This is a genomic window from Fibrella forsythiae, from assembly GCF_017353175.1.
GTDB classification, from domain to species: Bacteria; Bacteroidota; Bacteroidia; order Cytophagales; family Spirosomataceae; genus Fibrella; species Fibrella forsythiae.
Genome location: NZ_JAFMYW010000006.1, coordinates 431798 through 451406 on the forward strand (window position 1 = coordinate 431798; position 19609 = coordinate 451406).

At 51.3% G+C, this 19609-nt stretch carries 16 protein-coding genes; 7 read left to right on the forward strand and 9 right to left on the reverse strand.

The annotated features are described in order from the left end of the window. Positions 1 to 54: 54 nt before the first annotated feature. From clpB to J2I46_RS20520, 3 genes are all read right to left on the reverse strand, one after another. Positions 55 to 2703 carry an ATP-dependent chaperone ClpB gene (gene clpB / locus J2I46_RS20510; protein ID WP_207330919.1) on the reverse strand — a complete coding sequence of 883 codons (2649 nt, stop codon included), beginning with the start codon at positions 2701 to 2703 and terminating at the stop codon, positions 55 to 57. Positions 2704 to 3325: 622 nt separating this feature from the next. Next, on the reverse strand, positions 3326 to 3607 hold the full coding sequence (locus J2I46_RS32915) for a transposase (RefSeq protein ID WP_229379864.1): 282 nt from the start codon (positions 3605 to 3607) through the stop codon (positions 3326 to 3328). 159 nt (positions 3608 to 3766) lie between these two features. Beyond that, on the reverse strand, positions 3767 to 4393 hold the full coding sequence (locus J2I46_RS20520; RefSeq protein ID WP_207330920.1) for an LEA/WHy family protein: 627 nt from the start codon (positions 4391 to 4393) through the stop codon (positions 3767 to 3769). Between the two features lie 167 nt (positions 4394 to 4560). Between J2I46_RS20520 and J2I46_RS20525 the strand changes: the two genes are divergently transcribed. Together J2I46_RS20525 and crtD are read left to right on the forward strand one after the other, a co-directional pair. Beyond that, positions 4561 to 5427 carry a YjiK family protein gene (locus J2I46_RS20525; RefSeq protein WP_207330921.1) on the forward strand — a complete coding sequence of 289 codons (867 nt, stop codon included), beginning with the start codon at positions 4561 to 4563 and terminating at the stop codon, positions 5425 to 5427. Next, positions 5428 to 6948 carry a 1-hydroxycarotenoid 3,4-desaturase CrtD gene (gene crtD, locus J2I46_RS20530; protein WP_207330922.1) on the forward strand — a complete coding sequence of 507 codons (1521 nt, stop codon included), beginning with the start codon at positions 5428 to 5430 and terminating at the stop codon, positions 6946 to 6948. On the opposite strand, the gene J2I46_RS20535 is transcribed toward crtD, so the two are convergent. The 4 genes from J2I46_RS20535 to J2I46_RS20550 form a co-directional block, all read right to left on the reverse strand. Further along, entirely contained in the window at positions 6945 to 7592 is a 648-nt protein-coding gene (locus J2I46_RS20535; protein WP_207330923.1) for a response regulator transcription factor, read from the reverse strand. The two genes, crtD and J2I46_RS20535, sit on opposite strands and share 4 nt — an antisense overlap. 77 nt (positions 7593 to 7669) lie before the next feature. Beyond that, positions 7670 to 8536 carry a sensor histidine kinase gene (locus J2I46_RS20540; protein WP_207330924.1) on the reverse strand — a complete coding sequence of 289 codons (867 nt, stop codon included), beginning with the start codon at positions 8534 to 8536 and terminating at the stop codon, positions 7670 to 7672. A 4-nt stretch (positions 8537 to 8540) separates the two neighbouring features. Further along, positions 8541 to 9194, reverse strand: a complete 654-nt coding sequence (locus J2I46_RS20545) for a hypothetical protein (protein WP_207330925.1) — start codon at positions 9192 to 9194, stop codon at positions 8541 to 8543. Positions 9195 to 9254: 60 nt separating this feature from the next. Continuing rightward, a complete protein-coding gene (locus J2I46_RS20550) occupies positions 9255 to 9689 on the reverse strand; it encodes a hypothetical protein (protein ID WP_207330926.1) in 435 nt (144 codons plus the stop codon). Positions 9690 to 9866: 177 nt separating this feature from the next. Here J2I46_RS20550 and J2I46_RS20555 point away from each other — a divergent pair, with 177 nt between their 5' ends. The 5 genes from J2I46_RS20555 to J2I46_RS20575 all read left to right on the forward strand — a co-directional run bounded on the left by J2I46_RS20555 (position 9867) and on the right by J2I46_RS20575 (position 15158). Further along, positions 9867 to 11444 carry a hypothetical protein gene (locus tag J2I46_RS20555; protein ID WP_207330927.1) on the forward strand — a complete coding sequence of 526 codons (1578 nt, stop codon included), beginning with the start codon at positions 9867 to 9869 and terminating at the stop codon, positions 11442 to 11444. A gap of 19 nt (positions 11445 to 11463) precedes the next feature. Then, a complete protein-coding gene (locus J2I46_RS20560; protein WP_207330928.1) occupies positions 11464 to 13110 on the forward strand; it encodes a hypothetical protein in 1647 nt (548 codons plus the stop codon). A 251-nt stretch (positions 13111 to 13361) separates the two neighbouring features. Then, the gene (locus tag J2I46_RS20565; protein ID WP_207330929.1) at positions 13362 to 13802 is read left to right on the forward strand and encodes a hypothetical protein; all 441 of its coding nucleotides are present in this window, start codon (positions 13362 to 13364) and stop codon (positions 13800 to 13802) included. Between the two features lie 52 nt (positions 13803 to 13854). Beyond that, positions 13855 to 14817 carry a hypothetical protein gene (locus tag J2I46_RS20570; protein WP_207330930.1) on the forward strand — a complete coding sequence of 321 codons (963 nt, stop codon included), beginning with the start codon at positions 13855 to 13857 and terminating at the stop codon, positions 14815 to 14817. A gap of 14 nt (positions 14818 to 14831) precedes the next feature. Beyond that, on the forward strand, positions 14832 to 15158 hold the full coding sequence (locus tag J2I46_RS20575) for a hypothetical protein (protein WP_207330931.1): 327 nt from the start codon (positions 14832 to 14834) through the stop codon (positions 15156 to 15158). A gap of 24 nt (positions 15159 to 15182) precedes the next feature. Here J2I46_RS20575 and J2I46_RS33520 read toward each other — a convergent pair whose 3' ends face one another. Then, a complete protein-coding gene (locus J2I46_RS33520) occupies positions 15183 to 15563 on the reverse strand; it encodes a DUF6970 domain-containing protein (protein ID WP_374758097.1) in 381 nt (126 codons plus the stop codon). Between the two features lie 51 nt (positions 15564 to 15614). Next, a complete protein-coding gene (metH, locus tag J2I46_RS20580) occupies positions 15615 to 19334 on the reverse strand; it encodes a methionine synthase (RefSeq protein WP_374758099.1) in 3720 nt (1239 codons plus the stop codon). Between the last annotated feature and the right edge of the window lie 275 nt (positions 19335 to 19609).

Below are 19609 nucleotides of genomic sequence, written 5' to 3' on the forward strand. Positions count from 1 at the left end.
TACACAAAAAAGGCGGACCTGATGGCCCACCTTTTTTGTGTCTTTTTAGGTACGTTAATCCAACACGGGAACGACCTTATCGAGGTTATAGAAGATGATATCTTCCTGCCCATTTTCGTCTTCGTTCAGCATCATGCCGACGATGGCGTTTTTCTGAATTCGGCCCGACAAAATCTCTTTCGACAGCGCATTCAGAATCCGGCGTTGCATTACCCGTTTTAACGGACGCGCACCAAACACGGGGTCGTAACCTTCGCGGGCAATGAAGTCGAGCACTTCATTGTCGGCTTCGAGTACCATGCCCTGTTCGGCCAGGCGGTGCTGAATCTGCCTGAACTGGATATCCATGATCTTGCGGATCTCGCGCTTGGTCAGCGGCTGGAACATCACCAGTTCATCAATCCGGTTCAGGAATTCGGGGCGAACGGTTTGTTTCAGCAGTTCGAACACCTCCTCCTTCGTCTTCTCAATCACGGCTTCCCGGTTGCTGGTGTCCATATCACTAAACCGCTCCCGAATAATCTGCGAACCAATGTTCGACGTCATGATGATGATCGTATTCTTGAAGTTGGCTACGCGGCCTTTGTTATCAGTCAGGCGGCCATCATCGAGCACCTGCAACAGAATGTTGAACACGTCCGGGTGCGCCTTTTCAATTTCGTCGAGCAGGATAACGCTGTACGGTTTCCGGCGAACGGCTTCGGTCAACTGACCACCTTCATCGTACCCAACGTACCCGGGAGGCGCGCCAATCAGCCGGCTTACGGCGTGGCGTTCCTGGTATTCGCTCATATCGATACGAACCAGCGCGTTCTCATCATTGAACAGGAAATCGGCCAGGGCGCGGGCCAGTTCAGTTTTACCGACACCCGTAGTACCCAGGAAAATAAACGAACCGATCGGCCGTTTGGGGTCCTGCATACCGGCGCGGCTCCGACGAACGGCATCGGCCACCACCTCAATTGCCTCTTCCTGACCAGCGACGCGTTTGCCCAGTTCAGCTTCAAGGAACAGCAGTTTATCGCGCTCCGACTGCACCATGCGGCTCATCGGAATACCCGTCCATTTGGCCACTACCTCGGCAATGTCTTCGGCGTTGACCTCTTCCTGCATCATCCGGTCGGAGCCATCAGCCTTATCAGCCGATTGCGACGCGTTTAATTTGGCTTCCAGTTCAGGAATACGTCCGTAGCGGATTTCGGCTACTTTGCCATACTCACCGGCGCGTTCAGCCTGCTCGGCTTCAAAACGCAGCTGATCGAGTTGCTCCTTCGCTGTGCGGCTTTCGTTAACCGAGGCTTTTTCGGTCTCCCATTTGGCCCGCAGTTCGTTGCGCTCGTCGCTGAGGTCGGCAATCTGCTTGTTCAATACGGTTTCTTTGTCCCGGTCATTTTCGCGGCGAATGGCTTCACGCTCAATTTCCAGCTGCATAATCCGGCGGTTCAGTTCGTCGAGTTCTTCGGGAACTGAATCCATCTCCAAACGGAGTTTCGCGGCTGCTTCGTCCATCAAATCAATGGCCTTGTCGGGCAGGAAACGGTCGCTGATGTACCGGTTCGATAGCTCAACGGCAGCAATCACGGCGTCGTCTTTGATACGTACCCCGTGGTGGAGTTCGTACTTGTCTTTGATACCCCGCAGAATCGAAATGGCGTCGGCTACGTCGGGTTCATCGACAATGACAGCCTGGAAGCGGCGCTCCAGGGCCTTATCTTTTTCAATATATTTCTGATACTCTTTGAGCGTAGTGGCACCAATAGCGTGCAATTCGCCACGGGCCAGAGCCGGTTTCAGCAGGTTGGCTGCATCCATGGCCCCTTCGCCGCCGCTGCCAGCGCCCACAAGCGTATGAATCTCGTCGATAAACAGGATGATCTCCCCTTCCGAATCGGTTACTTCCTTGATCACCGATTTAAGGCGTTCTTCAAATTCCCCTTTGTACTTGGCACCGGCCACGAGCAAACCCATATCGAGCGATACGATGATCTTCGATTTCAGGTTCTCAGGTACGTCACCCTGTACAATCCGCTGGGCCAGGCCTTCCACGATGGCTGTCTTACCAACGCCGGGTTCACCCAGCAGGATCGGGTTATTTTTCGTTCGGCGGCTCAGGATCTGAAGCACCCGCCGAATTTCTTCATCACGGCCAATGACCGGGTCAATTTTGCCCGCGCTGGCCCGTTCGTTGAGGTTTATGCTGTAGCGTTCCAGAGACTGGTAGGTCGCTTCTGCGTTTTGATTTTTCACAGGATTATTTTTACCCCGAAGGGCTTTAATAGCGTCTTTCAGCGTTTTTTCAGAGAAACCAACGTCTTTCAGCAATTGGGCTACGGCGTCTTTTCCGCCAACAAGCCCCAGTAACATCAGTTCAACACTGACGTAATCGTCGCCAAATCCTTTCAAAAAACCGGTTGAGCGTTGCAGGGCAGCATTAAGGTCACCGCCCAGATAAATTCCCTGTTGTGCATCGCCGCTCACGACCACTTTGGGGTAACCGGATACAATGGCGTTCAGTGCCAGATTTAACCGGCTCACGTCGGTACCCACGGTTTTGGCCAGATAGCCAACCGTATTTGGATCTTCGTCAAGGATGGCTTTCAACACATGACCGGTTTCTACGGCCTGTTGCTGATTACCCTGCGCAATCTGGGCCGCCTGCTGCACGACCTCCTGCGCTTTTATGGTGTAATTTTTAAAGTCCATGGTTTAGTAGGATGCTGTTATGTACTACTAAACAAATCTCAAGCCGAGCTGTTTTTTCGGCCAAAATGGCGGTTATTTGCCCGTTTCTCATCGCTTTTAGGACAAAATGGCAACAGGCTACATAGTTAATTTGTTGGATTACGTCAATGAGGTGATTTATCTCATTGAACTAGAAATTGAATAGCAATTGCGTTTTAACCTTTGCCAGTTTACTATGTAGGGGATACGAGTCGCCAACCCCGTTAGGGGTTTTCTGTCGATAGGAGAATGTGCACTCCCTACATTTCTGAGCACCGTAGGTGCGACCAATTAACAAGCTAGACGGCCAGGTCGCCTCTGGCAGGGCTATTAGGTATATCCTGCTAAATCGTGCTATTAACAGGATACCCCTACCGGGGTTGTTTGTTGCCATTCTGGTTGGGCTACCCGCTTAATCGTCACTGCCATCATCATAGAACTCAAATACGTACCTGGAATTATAAGGCACGTCGAAACGATCTAAAAACGCAAGATACTCTTCCCGAAACGTACGTTTACGGTGGTGGTCTTCCTGATTCAACACATACTGAATCAGCCGCTTAACCTGAGACTGGCTGTATGTAAATACGCCATATCCTTCTTGCTATTCAAATTTTTTACACCAGTTCTTTTCTTTTATAAACCCCGAAAAGCATGCTTTTACGTCCCGCACCAAATCTGCAATAGTATGTGTCGGATTGAAGCCAACAAATAAATGAACGTGGTCACGCATGCAATAAATAGCCAACGTTTTGGCCTTCCACTTCTTAACAACACCAGTTATATACGCATGAAGTTCGTCCTGATACTCCCTACGAATTAGGTTCTGACGACTTTTTACGGCAAAAACGATCTGGACGTATAGCTGGGTGTATATGTTTGGCATCGTAGTGAAGGAGTTAAGGTTGACTAACATATAAGAAAGTATACCATACACCTACAACGTACCTGAATCTGCAAAAACAAACGCCGCCCCCAAGGACATGGAGAACGGCGTTTGCTTACTGCCTATAAGGCGTATAGGGCCTAAAAAAGGCTTGTATGCTCATCCACCAACCAACATTTTACCCGTCAGCTCCTGTTCAATTGTAATGTAGCCGGGGTAGTTTACGGCCTTGTTGAACATATCGATCGTGGGTTTGATCTTGATGGTCACTTTCGTTGGCGTACTGCCCTGCTCGCCACTGAGGTTACGGAACACGTTTGTGAACGCATCGCGGGTGGTGGGGTCGGTCAGCAAGTCATAAGCGTTCGTTTTCAGATGTACGGGCACTACCGTTTTACCACCGGCAGATGGCACTTCGATTCGCTGGTTGATGAAACCCTGTGCCAGCTCTTTACCGGCCAGTAACACCTTGTATTCCAATTGGTTCAACGCAGCCAGTTTAGTTGTCGGGTTGGTAATTTCCAGATTGATCTTTGCGCCGAACGGGATATTGCGCGTGAGCAGACCCGCCGCCAGACGTGGGTACTTGATGGGGTTGAAATCTTCCAGTTTACGGATATTCCGAAACTCGCGGACGTCATAGCCTGCAACAAGCATACTATCAGCCGAGATGATGTTGTATTTGCAGTCGCCAAGGGCCTTAGCCTCGCCGATCTGGCGACCAACGCCACACTGATAAAAAATAGCTGGCAGGGCCAGCAGCACAAAAAGCACGATTTTCTTCATAATTAATTCCGTGTCAACGGTAAAGATGCTGTATTGATTAGAGCGAAAACAGACGTTTAAGGTTTAAAAGCCCGTGAATATCTGTCCTTCCGCCTACATTCCATAACTAAGCAGCGGTCTTTCTGGTTGAAACTAACGTCTTTTGCATCAAAATAGCCATTCACTTCATGCACCGCTTCCTTGTCGCTTCCTTTCTTTCTATCTCATTACTCGCCTGTCAGAACCCCACGGTCACCCCGGTTCAGTTTAGTACCGAGCCAACCATGACAACCATCGACGCCGACCAGATTAATGAAGCGTCGGGCATTGCCGATAGCCGGAGTATGCCAGGTACGTTATGGGTTGAGCAGGACGGAGGTAGCCCCGCCGAGTTGGCCCTGCTTGGTTACGATGGTCATATTCAGGGCAAGCTGGCCATTCCAAACGCTACCAACCGCGACTGGGAAGACCTGACAATCGGTCCCGGTCCTCAGGCAACTGTAAACTACCTCTACATTGCCGAAACCGGCGACAATAACGGGCAGTATGGCAACTACGCCATTTACCGATTGCCTGAACCAAAAAACCTGACGGATGCCGTTGGACCCGTTGAAAAAATCAACTTTAAATACCCTGACGGTGCCCGCGATGCCGAAACGCTATTGATCGATCCACAAACCCGCGATTTGTATGTCGTATCGAAGCGCGAAACGAAAGTGCACCTCTACCGGCTTGCCTATCCGCAGAGCACTACGTCGGTCATAACGGCGGAATTGCTGGGCGAACTACCTTACACCTACGTAACGGGCGGCGCTTTTTCGCCCGATGGGTCAGAGGTGGTGATACGTACCTACACCAATATCTTTTACTGGAGCCGCAAGAGCGGGCAGTCTGTTGCTGATGCCATGCAGCTTACCGCTGCACGCGACCTTCCTTACCGCCTTGAACCACAGGGTGAAGCCATCTGCTTCGACCGGCAAAATAAAGGCTATTTTACGCTCAGCGAGAAAGCAAACGGCGTTAATCCAACCTTGAATTATTATCTCCGGAAATAAGTGAAAGCTGCCATTATTGGTGCCGGCATTGCGGGCATTGCTTCGTCAATTCGATTGGCCGTAAAGGGTTATGAGGTCGATGTGTACGAGGCCAACGCGTATCCGGGAGGTAAACTTTCTACGTTTGCCAATACAGCAGCAGACGGAGGGCTTTACCGTTTCGATGCCGGTCCGTCGCTGTTCACCATGCCTGAGTTGGTTGACGATCTGTTCAGAATAGCCGGTTGCAACCCGGCCGATTATTTCGACTATATCCGCCTCGACGAAACCTGTCGTTATTTCTGGGATGATGGCACCCGCCTTACTGCCTGGGCCGATCATACCCGCTTCGCCAGGGAGGTAGAAACGGTATTAGGCGAACCTGGCCAGCATCTACTGGATCAGCTCGCCGACAGCGCCCTGAAATACGATGTTACAGAGAAACTGTTTCTCCATAGATCATTGCACAAGCTGGGTACGTGGATTGGACGCGACGCCCTGCGTGGATACCTAAATTTGCCTAAACTGGGCGTTTTCAGCACCATGAACGCGGCCAATGAACGGCGGTTTCAGCACCCGAAACTGGTTCAGCTGTTCAACAGGTACGCCACGTATAATGGATCAGATCCGTATCAGACGCCAGCCACGTTGAATATCATCCCCCATCTGGAATATAACATCGGTGCCTTTTTCCCGAAGAAAGGGATGGTCAGTATTACCGACAGCCTGGTGCAGCTGGCCATGGATCTGGGGGTACGTTTTCATTTCAATACACGCGTTGACGAGATTGTTACAGAAGGGAAACAGGTGATTGGCGTACGGATCGCAGACTTGCGCCTCAAGTCATTACCGCCCTCGCCCCCCACCCCTCGGCTATTACCTTTTGACCTTGTCATCTCCAATATGGATGTGGTCAATGCGTTTCGGAAATTATTGCCAAACGCCAACCAGCCAGAGCGAATTCTACGGCAGCCGAAATCGAGTTCGGGGCTTATATTCTATTGGGGAATAAACAGGGAATTTGCCGAGCTGGATCTGCACAATATCTTTTTCAGCAATGACTACCGCGCCGAATTTCACCATCTCTTCAATCAGCATAAGCTCTACGACGACCCAACAATTTACCTGAATATCACGTCGAAGCATAAGCCGGACGACGCGCCTGCGGGCCGCGAAAACTGGTTTATTCTGTTGAACGCCCCCAATAACACCGGACAAGACTGGGATGGTATTATTGCCGAAGCACGGCAGAACGTAATCAGGAAGCTGAGCCACGTGCTGGGTGTAGAGGTAGCATCGCTGATCGAAACGGAGAGCGTTCTCGATCCGCGTAGCATTGAGGCACGTACCTCGAGTTCGCAGGGAGCGCTGTATGGCAACAGCAGCAACAATCGGTTTGCTGCTTTTCTTCGTCATGCCAACTTTTCGCATCAGTTCAGCAATCTGTACTTTGTGGGTGGTAGTGTACACCCTGGCGGGGGCATTCCGCTCTGCCTGCTGTCGGCTAAAATTGCGACGGAACTGATCGACGCCCAAGTCTAACCGGCCAAACCCCGACGAATAGCCTCCATAACCAACCCCTGACGGCTTTTCACACCGAGCTTCTCAAACACAGCCTCCCGATACCCATCTACGGTTCGGGGGCTTACGCACATCCTGTCGGCAATCTCCACATAGGTAAGTTCGCTGCAGGCATGTTTTACGAATGTAAGTTCGCGATCGTTAAGCCCGTGTGTTGGTTTTGGCTTCGTTATGGCAACCGGATTATTCAACCTCGACAGCAATCGCTCGGTGACAAACGTTGTATTGTAGGAGCCACGGTCGCGCACTTCGTTTAGGGCCAGAAGCAGTTCGTCGGGTCTACTGCCTTTCAGCAAGTAACCCCGCGCGCCGTTTTGCATCATGGTGACCACGTTCTGTTCATCATCGAACATAGACAGGGCCAGCACCTGCGCCGATGGGTAGTAATCCCGAATTACGCCGGCCGTTTCAGACCCATTCATTCCCGGCATGTTCACATCGAGCAGAATAATATCGGGAACTCCTTTTTCAGGTATCTGCTGCAACAGGTCATGTCCGTTCTCGGCGCAGAAAATCACCTGGTAGGCATCGAACCGATTAACCAGACCAGCTAAGGCCTGTGCCAGCAGATGGTGGTCATCAACAATGGCGACGGTTGTCTTCATTTTCCCTGCAAGTCAGTGTAGACAAGCAAGTTATCATTCCTTTTTAATTCTATTCAACACCCGTTACGGCGTTTATATTAAATGGTAGCCGACGGGTAGGTTTTACTCCCCGGCTTAGCCTGATTATCCTCAATGGGATTTAGCCTGGGGATAATCAGTATCACCTTTGTTCCCCGGTGCGCTTCGCCTGCTTGCCAGGTGCACGTACCGCCTAGCAGGCTTGCCCGCCGCCGTAGGTTGTCTATTCCCTGCCCGGACATCGTTAAAGAACGTACCTGCAGACTATCCATTGAAAAGCCAGGGCCTTCGTCAACAACGCTGATGGCCAGTTCGTCGGGCTGGTAAACGAGCAGTAGGGAAATGGGGGAGCCGGGTGCATGTTTCAGCGCGTTGTTGAGCGCTTCCTGCACCATTCGGAGAAGAATAGTTTCGGTTTGCTGCCCCATCGAGTACGCATCTCCAGTTACCTGCATAACAGCCTGTTGCGTGCCAGCAGCACGGTTTATACGGTCGAGTTCAAGGTTAAGACAGGCTCTGAGGCCAAACCGGGTGATCGTGTCGGTGCTGAGCGATTTAGATAAATTACGGACATCGGCCACCAGCGTAGCCGTATGCGTCAGTAGCTCGGTTACAGATGCCTGATAGGGCGTAGCCTGTGTGTCGGCATGCAGGCAGTTGAGGTGTAGCCAAACCACCGACAGCATCTGCCCAACATGGTCGTGTAATCCTTCGGCTACCTGCTGCAGCGTCTGGTTCTGCGTTTCAAGTTGCGCCTGAAGTATCTCGCGCTGATGAGCTTCGTGGAGTTGGGTCAGTTCGGTCTGGTGGGCCGCATAACGGCGCCGGTATACCACGATCAGGGTGATGGCAAAGGCCGCCAGACCAAACACCAGCATGGTGCCCGTGCCGATTATCAGGAGCACATCAGAGAGCTGCTCGTTCATTGCCTCATCGGTTATGTCGCTTCAGCGTAAACAACGTTTCGACATAGACTGCCACGATCAGCACACCGATCAGCAGGAAGTTCATGGCATCGATCAACAAATATATTTGCTTCGCATGATAGCGGGATAGGCCGATCAGGTAACTCATGAGGCCATACGCAAAAAAACTACCGACCGACGTAAAAAGCAGGCCAACGCTAACCCAAAAGAACGAATTTTGCTCGATACGAGCCAGCTTTACCTCAACAAACAGCTTATATAAATAACGCAGCGACATGCCTGCCAACAACAGATTGGATAGAACACGGCTGTAGGAATTGAATTCGTTCAGAGGTTGAATAGTAGCCGAAAAAATCAGAGAAATGGTAATGAATAAACCAATGGATACTAAAATCAGCTTCCGGGTCAGTAAATGATCAATGGCAAAATAGAAAGCAAGTGCATAGGCAGTATGTAATAACAGAAGCGAAAAATGAAAGATGTATAAATTATTATCGACATTATTCAACGTCATGATCGTGCCAACGGCCAGCGTTAACGTGTTGATAGCGTGTGCAATACCAATCCATTTCATCGGTATCGTCAACGTATTCCAATGCCAGAGGTAGATCAGTAAACAGACGGTAGCAAACGTAAAAAAAAGGATCGTCTCCCACATAATTATAGACGAATAGGGCCGGGGAAACGATCCTTCGACCGGATTTAGTAAGCTGGGGCATTAGTCGCCCATGAACATATCTTTGATGGCTGTCACTCCCTTGCCACAAGGCGGATTTGGGCCAATGCACTGAGGAAAAATAATGTCTTTGCCATCAATTGCATTGCCGTTGGTGTCGGCCGGAGCCATGAACATGAAATGGCTGGTCTCCGTATCTTCCTGATGGACGCCGTAATAGACCCGTACATAGGCTCCCTGGGTGGCGTCCAGTGCTGCTTTCAATTCCTCGACGGGGAAATAACTAGCCTGAAGCAGTTTATGTGCTTCGGCCTGAAGGGCATCAGGGTCGGCAACCAGCGCCTTGAAGTTATCGCAGGCTTGCCGTAGTACGCTGTTATCAACATCGTTGTACCCGTCGAGTGGCTTGGGGTGAGTCACAAAATCAGGCGGGCATTCGGCTTGCAGTGTTGCCTTGACATTGTAAGGCTGTTTCATTCTGCCCTGAGGCTCAATGATGGTGTCAGGCCCTAAAGCCGGGGGAGCAACAGGTTGGGGAGGAGTACGCATTTTCGCCATAGCTGTAGACAGGATTAGGTAATTAGTTGATTTGTCGACTGCAAGTTGGGCATTACCAGATGCTCCTCATAGGGGAAAATTCCCGTATTTATTTGGGTGGTTATCTCGTCTGAGAAAGGGCGCATTTCAGTTGGAACGTGGCAGCAGGAACGAGTACGTTTGCCATTGACCTGCTTGTTCCTGTTCGATGCTCTCATGCTGACCAACGTACCTACAACCTCGCCGGACTTCCCGCTGAACAATCTCTGGCAGACCGTCACCATCACGCTCTTCGTGTTAAGCATGATCAACGAGCGGATCACCAATTTCATCAAACTCAACATTGAGTCGGTGCTGACGCGGCTATTAACGCCCACCGGTTATGCGGCGCTTTTCAACGGGCGAACCAACTTCAAACTGGCTGAAGATGACCCCGTTGCCGAGAAGAATCGAGAACGTGGTATCATTAACTGGGCGGTTATCTGTGGCTTCTTTGTGGCTGCTTTTTGCGGAGCCGATCTGGTTCATATGCTCCAGAATAAGGGTGAATTACTTTCCAATCAGGAGTGGAATGGATTCTGGACCTGGGATCATTTCCTGGGTTATTTGCTGACCGCCTTTTTTATCAGTCTTGGCTCGAAATTCTGGCACGACCTGCTCGACGTAATCCTATATACCTCGAACCTGAAACGCCGCATGACCAACGAGCCCGAACTGTTCAGGTCGGGCAGTGCCGACGAAGTACGCGAATTTGTTGAGTTAACTCCCGCGCAACTGGCTAGCGTAGCACAAGAGCAACAAGGCGTGGCGCTGCGTAATCAGCCCAACGTGGTGGATGTGGTGGTTGGACGTAGCCTGGTCGATGGCCTCGTTCGCGATGCGCTCATCGTGTACGTACAGGATGACAACACGGCAGGGTTACCTACAACGGTTCCGCTAAATCTGGCCAGTGGGCGGCGGTTTCCGCTACCAGTGGTCTACGTTGAAAAATATGGCGGACGTCCTACATCCCTATTTAACGTGGGCAGTTCTATTAACGCCTCAGGGTCTACATCATTCGGAACAATCTGCTGTGTGCTCACAGGCACAGACCCCAACACACAGGTAAAAGCCTTTTTTGTACTAACATGCAGCCACGTACTCACAGGTAATTTTCCGATTAACGAAGGCGGCGAACTGGATCGGCTGGTACGCGTAGATGTTGGTCCAAAGGCGCAGGGTGTATGGCGTTACGGTCTGCTCAATCGGGCTTTCGATATAGCACTCACCCAGTTAGACGATGGCGACATTAACCTGTTTGCGTCACCGCTTAGTCTGCAACCCACCGTTCGATCACTGAACGATACTGACATCAGTCAACAAACACCTCTTACTATTTTGACAAGCCGGGAAAGTCGTCGGGCGCGGGTATCGAGGGTACTGAATGCTCCCCTTCAAATTACGTACGGCGGAAGTCAGGATGTTGGTTTGGCTGGGCTTATTGAACTGGAAGGTATCTCATCAACCAGTTCTTTCGGGCGCCTGACCATTGCCGGCGATTCAGGATCGCTGGTTTATGATGATGAACGTATTCCTGTTGGTATGATCGTGGCAGGCAACTCAACCCACAGCTACGCCATCGCCATAGCCGACATACTAGATAAGCTCAGGGGCGCTTTTATCCAGGATTTGATTCTTTTCAACACCTCGAATTAATACAACCAAACCAATGGCTATGAGGCAATTATACTTACTTCTACTTGTCACGTTCAGTCATGTAGCACTGGCGCAGAACAGCCTGACCGTTATAGTCTCACTCGACAATACGACGGCCCGTATAGCAATTCCGTCAACGGCAACGGCGGTGCAGTTCACGAACGCCAACCCTGCAAATTCTGAAAAATATGCGTTACTAGTGTTCAAAGATTCGGCCGACACAGTAGGTCAAAAACTAACACCAGTTGAATTAGGATTGAAGCGGGATACACTTGTTGCCATCAAGCTCAATTCGGCTAAACGACTTTTTTTTGGCAATCCAATTACATCAACTGCCCAGATACGGGTTGTCTGTACCGACTGTATCTCAGCGTCAATTATTCCGCCAGTACCCACCACCAATATAGCCACGCCAATCAAACCTAACGTCACATTCGACCTTAGTAAGCCTTCGGCCAACTGCGCTGGCAATTGTGTACCGCGAATGAGCTACGATTTTCGCTGCCAGACATTTACCATGTACACGCCGAAAGGTAAGCCGCTCAAACTGGGCCGACGTAAAACAATACATCCGCGGATCGACGAGCCATTCCTGATCACAGGCACCAATTTCGAACCGTACCGCGACAGCATGACCGTCACCTATACACCTCGTGACATGAACAAGGAGGGGCGCGAAGGGTTTATCCGTTTACTCACGCCCACTACATCTGGAACAACCTCAACCAGCACATCTACGCCAAAGTCCGGTAGCACGGCAGATGCTCAATCTGGAACCAGGCCAGCAGCTACTGACCAAATAAATACCTTTACCAATCTGGCGTTAGCGTTGGAGAATTACTCGGTTAATCGGCCTGCTCCGTCGGTATGCCAAGTTGAGCTTGATATCGCAGAGTTCAATCGGTTGGCGGAGAAGGCAGGCTTGGGCAAATCACTTTCCGAATGGCTTGAAACAGGCCGATCAGCAGCAATCCCGGACGATGTGCTAGGGCGCATCGAAAAAGCTTATAAAGCTTTAGGCTCCTACAATGTGTTAAGTATACCCGTCTTTCAAATCCAACACGCCGACCTTTCGGAACTAAACTTCACGATTCACCGTAAAAATGCGCCAGCAGCTACCCGCACGTTCACGTTAGCGAATAGTGGCGGATTTAAGATCGATTTCAGTGCGGGCATTGGGGCTACAGGCCTGCTCGATGAAGCGTTCACGACGGTGGCTAAAAGTGCTACCATCACCTCAACGACCCTAACCACGACCGTTACCAATGGTGTGTCTACAACGGGCTTAACCAGTGCTACCTCGGTTACGTCGGAAGATATTATCACAAAGCGAAACGAAGGAGAGTTCAGGTTAGGCTTAATCACGTTAGCTCATGCCTATGTACGAACTGGTTGGCGCGTGAACCTCGCCTTTACGGGTGGTTTTATGATCGATAATAACATTGCAACCCGTTACTTGGTTGGCGGAAGTCTGCTGATCGGCCGTGAACAACGGCTTATCCTCACCTACGGGCTAGCCTATGGCAAGGTCAAACGACTGGATGACGGGCTGGATCTTGGTAAGCCTTACGTGTATAGCTCTACCGGTGCCCGAACCGTTCCGACACGCGACATGACCGAACGATCGTGGTTTTTCGGGCTTAGTTATAACTTAGGATCACTCTGAGCACATCACCCGTCCTGAGCTACAAAAGCTGAAAATTTTCATGCTTGAGCCTGTTGCTTAACAGGATCGGCCTTCTCTTTTAACCCAGTAATTCATTATCCTGACTGCTTTCCGGCGGTTTCTATCCACACCAGCCAGTTTGCCTCCGATGGCCGAAAGCTAGCTCTTTCGGCCATCGGAACTAGTATTACCAGCCAACTATAACCAACACGAATGACCTTTATAATCTATTCCTTGAACTGCTGCTACTCATGACTATCTGGCTTATCCTACTCTATATCTGTTTGGCCGGCACAATGGGCGGAATTGTTAACGCCCTCATTAACCGAAGCGGATTTGAACTACCGAAATTTGTAAAAGTAGATGGCGTTACGGTTTATAAACCGGGCTTGTTGGGCAACATGTTGGTTAGCAGCGCCGCAGCCGGCGTATCATGGGGTTTGTATGGGCCGCTAGCCAACTATGCCATAGGTACGTTGGTCGTCCCGCAGGCGGCTCCATCCGTTACTATAGGCCAACTGATGGGGGCCGTGTTGGTTGGTACGGCGGGTGCTAAATGGTTTACCTCTGAAATTGACCGCGAGACCTGGCGCGCTACCGCCGTCAAAGCCGCTAGTCAACCCGCCGATGCCACAAAGAGCAAGGCCTTGTCACTGGCCACACCAATGGAGGCGCTGAACATGGTAAAATAGACTTTTTAGGAAGCGGCACTGCCTGTTTGGCGGCAACCCGGTATCTTGTCATATGCCACGATTTCACCTGCGCCGTCTGCTCCCAATTGTCATTACCTGCTATCTGATTGCGGCTTCATCAGCCTGCCAGCAGGTATATAAGGCTCCGATCGACACGCTTCAGAAAAGTACCGCCGACGCGACCAAAGCCATTACAATTTATTACAACGCCTTAAATCAGCAGGAGCGGGATCTATACTTCCTCACGTTATTGCTCAACCCGACGCAGCGTGTAGAAGAAGTGAATGCACAGGGCAAAGAGACCCCGTTACTGGCCAACTCATTTGATCCGGTTGCCATTCAGGCGCGGGTTGCGCTGATTGGCCAGCTGGCAACCTATGCCGATCAGCTCTCGGCACTGGCGGGTAACGATTCTCCACAAACGCTTCGTACCAATCTGATTCAGTTGGGCACCAGTTTGGAGGTCGTACAGACTAACTTTTCGGATCTGGCCCATAATCGGGGCGATGAACAGGCAACTGCATACCTCGCCCCCCTGACTACCCTGATTGCCGTTGTGGGCGAAGCAGCATTAATCAAGAAACGCGACAAGGCCATAAAGCAGGTTATTCTACAGGGTGAAACGCCCATTAACCAGATTCTCGATTTCCTGACAAAGGATTTAGATAAGTACGTTTTTCTGGCTCAACTGACCGGCGATGACCAGAAGCTAACACAATTGATAGTGGCCTACAATGCCATGGCCAATCGCAAGGCGGTTCCGCGTGATGAACTAAAAAAACGGCTGGATGAAATTCAGCGCGCTGCCGAACAACTGCGCCTTACCCGAACGAATCGCCCATCCGATGTACTCCGATCGTTGAAAAAAGCGCATATATCGCTGGTAGGCGTGGCAAAGCAGACGGCTACATTCCAACAGTTTCAATCGTCGGTGCTATCCTACGAAACCCAGGTCGATCTGTTTCTGAAAGCGGCGCAGCGTATCAACGAGTTACGCAAAACAGACCACCCTTAGCAACGTACCCAGCCATGAAAAAGATTGATACGGAACAACTGGCCGGTGCTGCCCAGAAAAGCTTCACCCTTGCCCGCGATGGTCGCCTTTCAGCAGTTCAGCAGGGTAATATGCTTACTCAGGGCATGCGGTTACGAGCATCGCTCATCAGCGCCTTGTCTGCTGAATTTGCCGATGGTGTTAAACAGGTGGATGAGGCCAATCAGCAACTGACTGATCTGAACCAAGGCCTGCTGGATTCAGCCACAGCGATTACTAACATTGCCGATACCATCAAACAGGCCGCTTCAGCAGCTACCTTGCTAGAAAAGCTGCTCAAAAAAGCAGTGTCTGTTTTGTAACACCACGTTGAGAGACGTACCTGTTCATTTTCGGTCATCCTGCCAAATGAGCTTCTTATCCGTAGCCGTCTGATAAAAGTCGCGGCATCTGCCGTCTCCGCTACCAGAGAACCCGCCGTCTGGTGCGCAGATTACGGTACAGTCTGCATCAAGCAACACGTTGAGCCCGTCACAACAATCAGATGGGATGTAATATACCGCCCGTCCTTTATAACTATACTGAGTAACGCTCCCTCGCGGATTACGTACCGGCGCTGCCTGCATCTGTGCTATCTGATCGCGAATGCAGGCGGGTGTGTCGGCAGGTATGGCATCTGTACTGCATGAGAGAGTACAGCTGAGCCCAATCAACAGGGCAGAACGTACCCAGCCAGTTCTACATGAATACGTTATACGATCTGTCATACTACCAAAGTAGGTAACCCTTTTGTGGTTACCTACTCGTTAAGCGTTGTATCAATAAGCCAGCACTGGAGCCAGCCACCGTTCTATGTCCTCTACCGACATGTCTTTACGGTGCGCGTAGTCGATGATCTGATCTTTGTTGAGCTTGCCCGTTGCGAAATACTTCGATTCGGGGTGGCTGAAGTAGAACCCACTGACCGATGATGCCGGATACATGGCAAAGCTTTCGGTGAGCACAATACCGGCCCGGCCAGCGTCGAGCAGATCGAACAGGGTTGCTTTTTCAGTGTGGTCGGGGCAGGCCGGATAGCCCGGTGCCGGCCGAATTCCCTGATATTTTTCCCTAATCAGCTCTTCGTTGCTTAGTTGCTCACTAGCGGCATAGGGCCAGAATTCTTTGCGGACGCGGGCGTGCATCAGTTCGGTAAACGCTTCGGCCAGTCGGTCGGCCAGGGCCTTCACCATGATGCTGTTGTAATCATCATGCTCACGGTCATACTTCTCAATCAGTTTTTCGATGCCGATACCCGCCGTAACGGCAAACGCACCGATGTAATCCTGATGACCGCTTTCGAGGGGAGCCACAAAGTCGGCAAGGCACAAATTGGGTAAGCCAGCCGCTTTCTGGTTCTGTTGCCGCAGGAAGTGCAGCACCGTTTTGGTATCGAACAGCAGTTCGCTGACGGGTGTCAACTCCGACTGTGACTGAGCCCGGCTAATCTTGTATTCTACGTGCTGGTGAGAGCCATGACGTTCGCAGGGAATCTCGCGCGTAACCGCCTCAAATTCGTGAATCAGCACATCGTCTTCGGTTGCGTTGGCCGGATAAAAACCAACTACGGCTTTTGCCCCCAACAGTTTCCCGCTGATGATCTGATCGAGTAATTCATTGGCATCGTTGAAGAGTTTTTTTGCCTCATTGCCCACAACGGCATCCTCGAAAATAGCGGGGTATTTTCCACTCAGTTGCCAGGTCTGGAAGAACGGCGTCCAGTCGATGTATTTCGCAATCTCGTCGAGCGGGTATTCATCAAAATAGCGGTTTCCGAGGAATGTAGGCTTGGTAGGCTCGAATGTGGTCCAGTCAATAGCCACCCGATTTTGGCGGGCTTTGCTGATCGTCAGCAGGTTTTTCTCTTTCTGGCGCTTGGCATGATCATCACGGAGCCTGGCATATTCGGTCTTTATTTCGTTGAATATCAGATCGCGGGTTTCGGCTTCGTTGCTGGCCAGTCGTCCAGCCACAGGTACGCTCCGGCTGGCATCGAGCACATGAATAACCGGCCCCGAATAGTGCGGATCAATTTTCACGGCCGTATGAATCCGGGAGGTTGTGGCACCACCAATCAGGAGCGGAATCGTGAAACCCTGACGTTCCATTTCTTTAGCCACACCCACCATCTCATCTAATGAGGGCGTAATCAGGCCACTAAGGCCGATGATATCGACGTTGTGTTCGCGGGCAGCATCCAGAATTTTCTGGGTAGGTACCATCACACCGAGGTCGATGATCTCGTAGTTGTTACAGCCCAACACAACGCCTACAATGTTTTTACCAATGTCGTGCACGTCGCCTTTCACCGTGGCCAGCAGAATTTTACCGGCTCCGGCGGCTTCGCCCACCTGTTTTTCAGCTTCGATGTAGGGCGTCAGGTGAGCAACGGCTTTTTTCATCACCCGTGCTGATTTCACCACCTGTGGCAAAAACATCTTGCCTTCGCCGAATAAGTCGCCTACCACGTTCATGCCGTCCATCAATGGTCCCTCGATCACGTGCAGTGGCCGTTCGGCCTGCTGGCGGGCTTCTTCAACGTCTACATCAATGAACTCAGTAATGCCTTTGATCAGGGCGTGCGTTAACCGCTCGCCCACGGTACCATTCCGCCAGGCGTCATCGACAACGACTTCTTTACCTTTCGCTTTTACCGTTTCGGCAAACGTCACCATACGCTCGGTGGCATCGTCACGGCGATTCAGCAACACATCTTCAACATGCTCGAGCAGGTCTTTCGGAATATCATCATAGATACCCAACTGACCCGCATTCACGATACCCATGTCCATACCGGCGCGGATGGCGTGGTATAGGAACGCCGAGTGGAACGCTTCCCGAACGGGCTCATTCCCCCGGAAGCTGAACGAGATGTTCGATACACCGCCACTTACTTTCGCCAACGGTAGGTTCGCCTTGATCCAGCGCGTGGCGTTGATGAAGTCAACGGCGTAATTATTATGTTCGTCGATGCCCGTAGCAACCGTCAGAATGTTTGGATCGAAGATGATGTCCTGCGGGGCAAAATCAACCTTATCGACCAGAATCCGGTAAGCGCGTTCGCAGATTTCGATCCGACGCTCGTAGCTGTCGGCCTGTCCCTGTTCGTCAAACGCCATTACCACAGCAGCAGCTCCGTAACGCTTCACCAGATTCGCCCGCTCAATGAAAGCTTCTTCGCCTTCTTTCAGCGAGATCGAGTTGACAATGGCTTTACCCTGCACGCATTTCAGACCCGCTTCAATCACTTCCCACTTCGAGGAGTCGATCATCACGGGAACACGGGCGATGTCGGGTTCGGCAGCGATCAGGTTCAGGTACGTTGTCATCACCTCTGCCGAATCGAGCATGCCTTCGTCCATGTTCACGTCGATCACCTGCGCGCCGTTTTCAACCTGCTGACGGGCAACGGCCAACGCCGCTTCGTAGTCGCCCGCTTTGATAAGCCGGGCAAAGGCTTTGGAGCCGGTTACGTTCGTACGTTCGCCAATATTCACGAAGTTGGTCAGCTCCGTAATTTTTAGCGGTTCCAGCCCGCTCAGTTTCTGATACGGCTCCGGCGTTGGTTTCTGACGGGGCTGAAAACGACCCGCCATTTCGGCAATAGCCCGAATGTGATCGGGTGTAGAGCCACAGCAACCGCCGATGATGTTGATGAAGCCGTCGCGCATGAAACCTTCCACCTGGGTGGCCATCATTTCCGGCGTTTCGTCGTATTCACCAAATTCATTCGGCAAACCCGCATTCGGATAGGCCGACACGAAGAAGGGGGCTTCTTTCGAGAGGGTCTGAATGTAAGGCCGCATGGGTTCAGCACCCAATGCACAGTTCAGACCAACACTCAGCAGGGGCAAATGCGATACCGAATACAGGAACGCTTCGGTGGTTTGCCCAGACAGGGTACGGCCTGATGCATCGGTGATGGTGCCGGAAATCATGATCGGCAACGAAATACCTTTATCGGCGAAATACTTGTCGATGGCGAACAAGGCAGCTTTCGCATTGAGCGTATCGAAAATCGTTTCGACCAGCAGAATATCCGAACCACCTTCCACCAACCCGTACACCTGCTCGTAGTAGGCATCTACCAGTTCATCGAACGTCACAGCGCGATAACCGGGGTTATTCACATCCGGCGAGAGGCTGGCGGTACGGTTGGTGGGTCCCATGGCCCCGGCCACGAAGCGCGGCTTATCAGGGTTCTGGCGAGTGATCTCGTCGGCTACCTCACGGGCAATCCGGGCCGATTCGTAGTTCAGTTCGTAGACCAGCTCTTCCATGTGGTAATCAGCCATGGCAATGCGGGTACCGCTGAAGGTGTTGGTCTCCACAATGTCGGAGCCTGCCTCAAAATATTGCCGGTGGATTTCCTGGATGATGTCGGGCCGGGTAATCGACAGGAGGTCGTTATTACCCTTCACATCGTGCGGGAAATTGCGGAAGCGCTCGCCCCGGTAATCGGCCTCGGTGAGGTCATACCGTTGAATCATGGTGCCCATGGCACCGTCGAGAACGAGAATACGCTGCTGAAGGAGGTCGGTAATGTGCTGCAAGAGAAGACAACTTTTTCGTGAAATAAGTCAACAGCAAAAGGCTATGACCCGGAAAAATACAAAAATACGCTTTACTGGGTCTTGTCCGAACAATGGTGAAATCACCGTAGTTTTGCCGCCTGTTCAACAGAGTGGACTCCTGTAGTCTACTACTCTATTTTCTAGCCGTGTCGCAGCCCGTACAAAGTAACGTATGGCCCTGTTGACCCACAAACTTATAT

Excerpts from the sequence above, each read along its gene's own strand:
- J2I46_RS20520 (WP_207330920.1), bottom strand. The coding sequence starts at position 4,393 with ATGAAGAAAATCGTGCTTTTTGTGCTGCTGGCCCTGCCAGCTATTTTT.
- J2I46_RS20560 (WP_207330928.1), top strand. The coding sequence starts at position 11,464 with ATGAGGCAATTATACTTACTTCTACTTGTCACGTTCAGTCATGTAGCA.
- J2I46_RS20575 (WP_207330931.1), top strand. The coding sequence starts at position 14,832 with ATGAAAAAGATTGATACGGAACAACTGGCCGGTGCTGCCCAGAAAAGC.
- J2I46_RS20545 (WP_207330925.1), bottom strand. The coding sequence starts at position 9,194 with ATGTGGGAGACGATCCTTTTTTTTACGTTTGCTACCGTCTGTTTACTG.
- J2I46_RS20525 (WP_207330921.1), top strand. The coding sequence starts at position 4,561 with ATGCACCGCTTCCTTGTCGCTTCCTTTCTTTCTATCTCATTACTCGCC.
- J2I46_RS33520 (WP_374758097.1), bottom strand. The coding sequence starts at position 15,563 with ATGACAGATCGTATAACGTATTCATGTAGAACTGGCTGGGTACGTTCT.
- J2I46_RS20565 (WP_207330929.1), top strand. The coding sequence starts at position 13,362 with ATGACTATCTGGCTTATCCTACTCTATATCTGTTTGGCCGGCACAATG.
- J2I46_RS20570 (WP_207330930.1), top strand. The coding sequence starts at position 13,855 with ATGCCACGATTTCACCTGCGCCGTCTGCTCCCAATTGTCATTACCTGC.
- J2I46_RS20540 (WP_207330924.1), bottom strand. The coding sequence starts at position 8,536 with ATGAACGAGCAGCTCTCTGATGTGCTCCTGATAATCGGCACGGGCACC.
- metH (WP_374758099.1), bottom strand. The coding sequence starts at position 19,334 with ATGGGCACCATGATTCAACGGTATGACCTCACCGAGGCCGATTACCGG.
- J2I46_RS20550 (WP_207330926.1), bottom strand. The coding sequence starts at position 9,689 with ATGAAACAGCCTTACAATGTCAAGGCAACACTGCAAGCCGAATGCCCG.
- J2I46_RS20535 (WP_207330923.1), bottom strand. The coding sequence starts at position 7,592 with ATGAAGACAACCGTCGCCATTGTTGATGACCACCATCTGCTGGCACAG.
- clpB (WP_207330919.1), bottom strand. The coding sequence starts at position 2,703 with ATGGACTTTAAAAATTACACCATAAAAGCGCAGGAGGTCGTGCAGCAG.
- J2I46_RS32915 (WP_229379864.1), bottom strand. The coding sequence starts at position 3,607 with ATGCCAAACATATACACCCAGCTATACGTCCAGATCGTTTTTGCCGTA.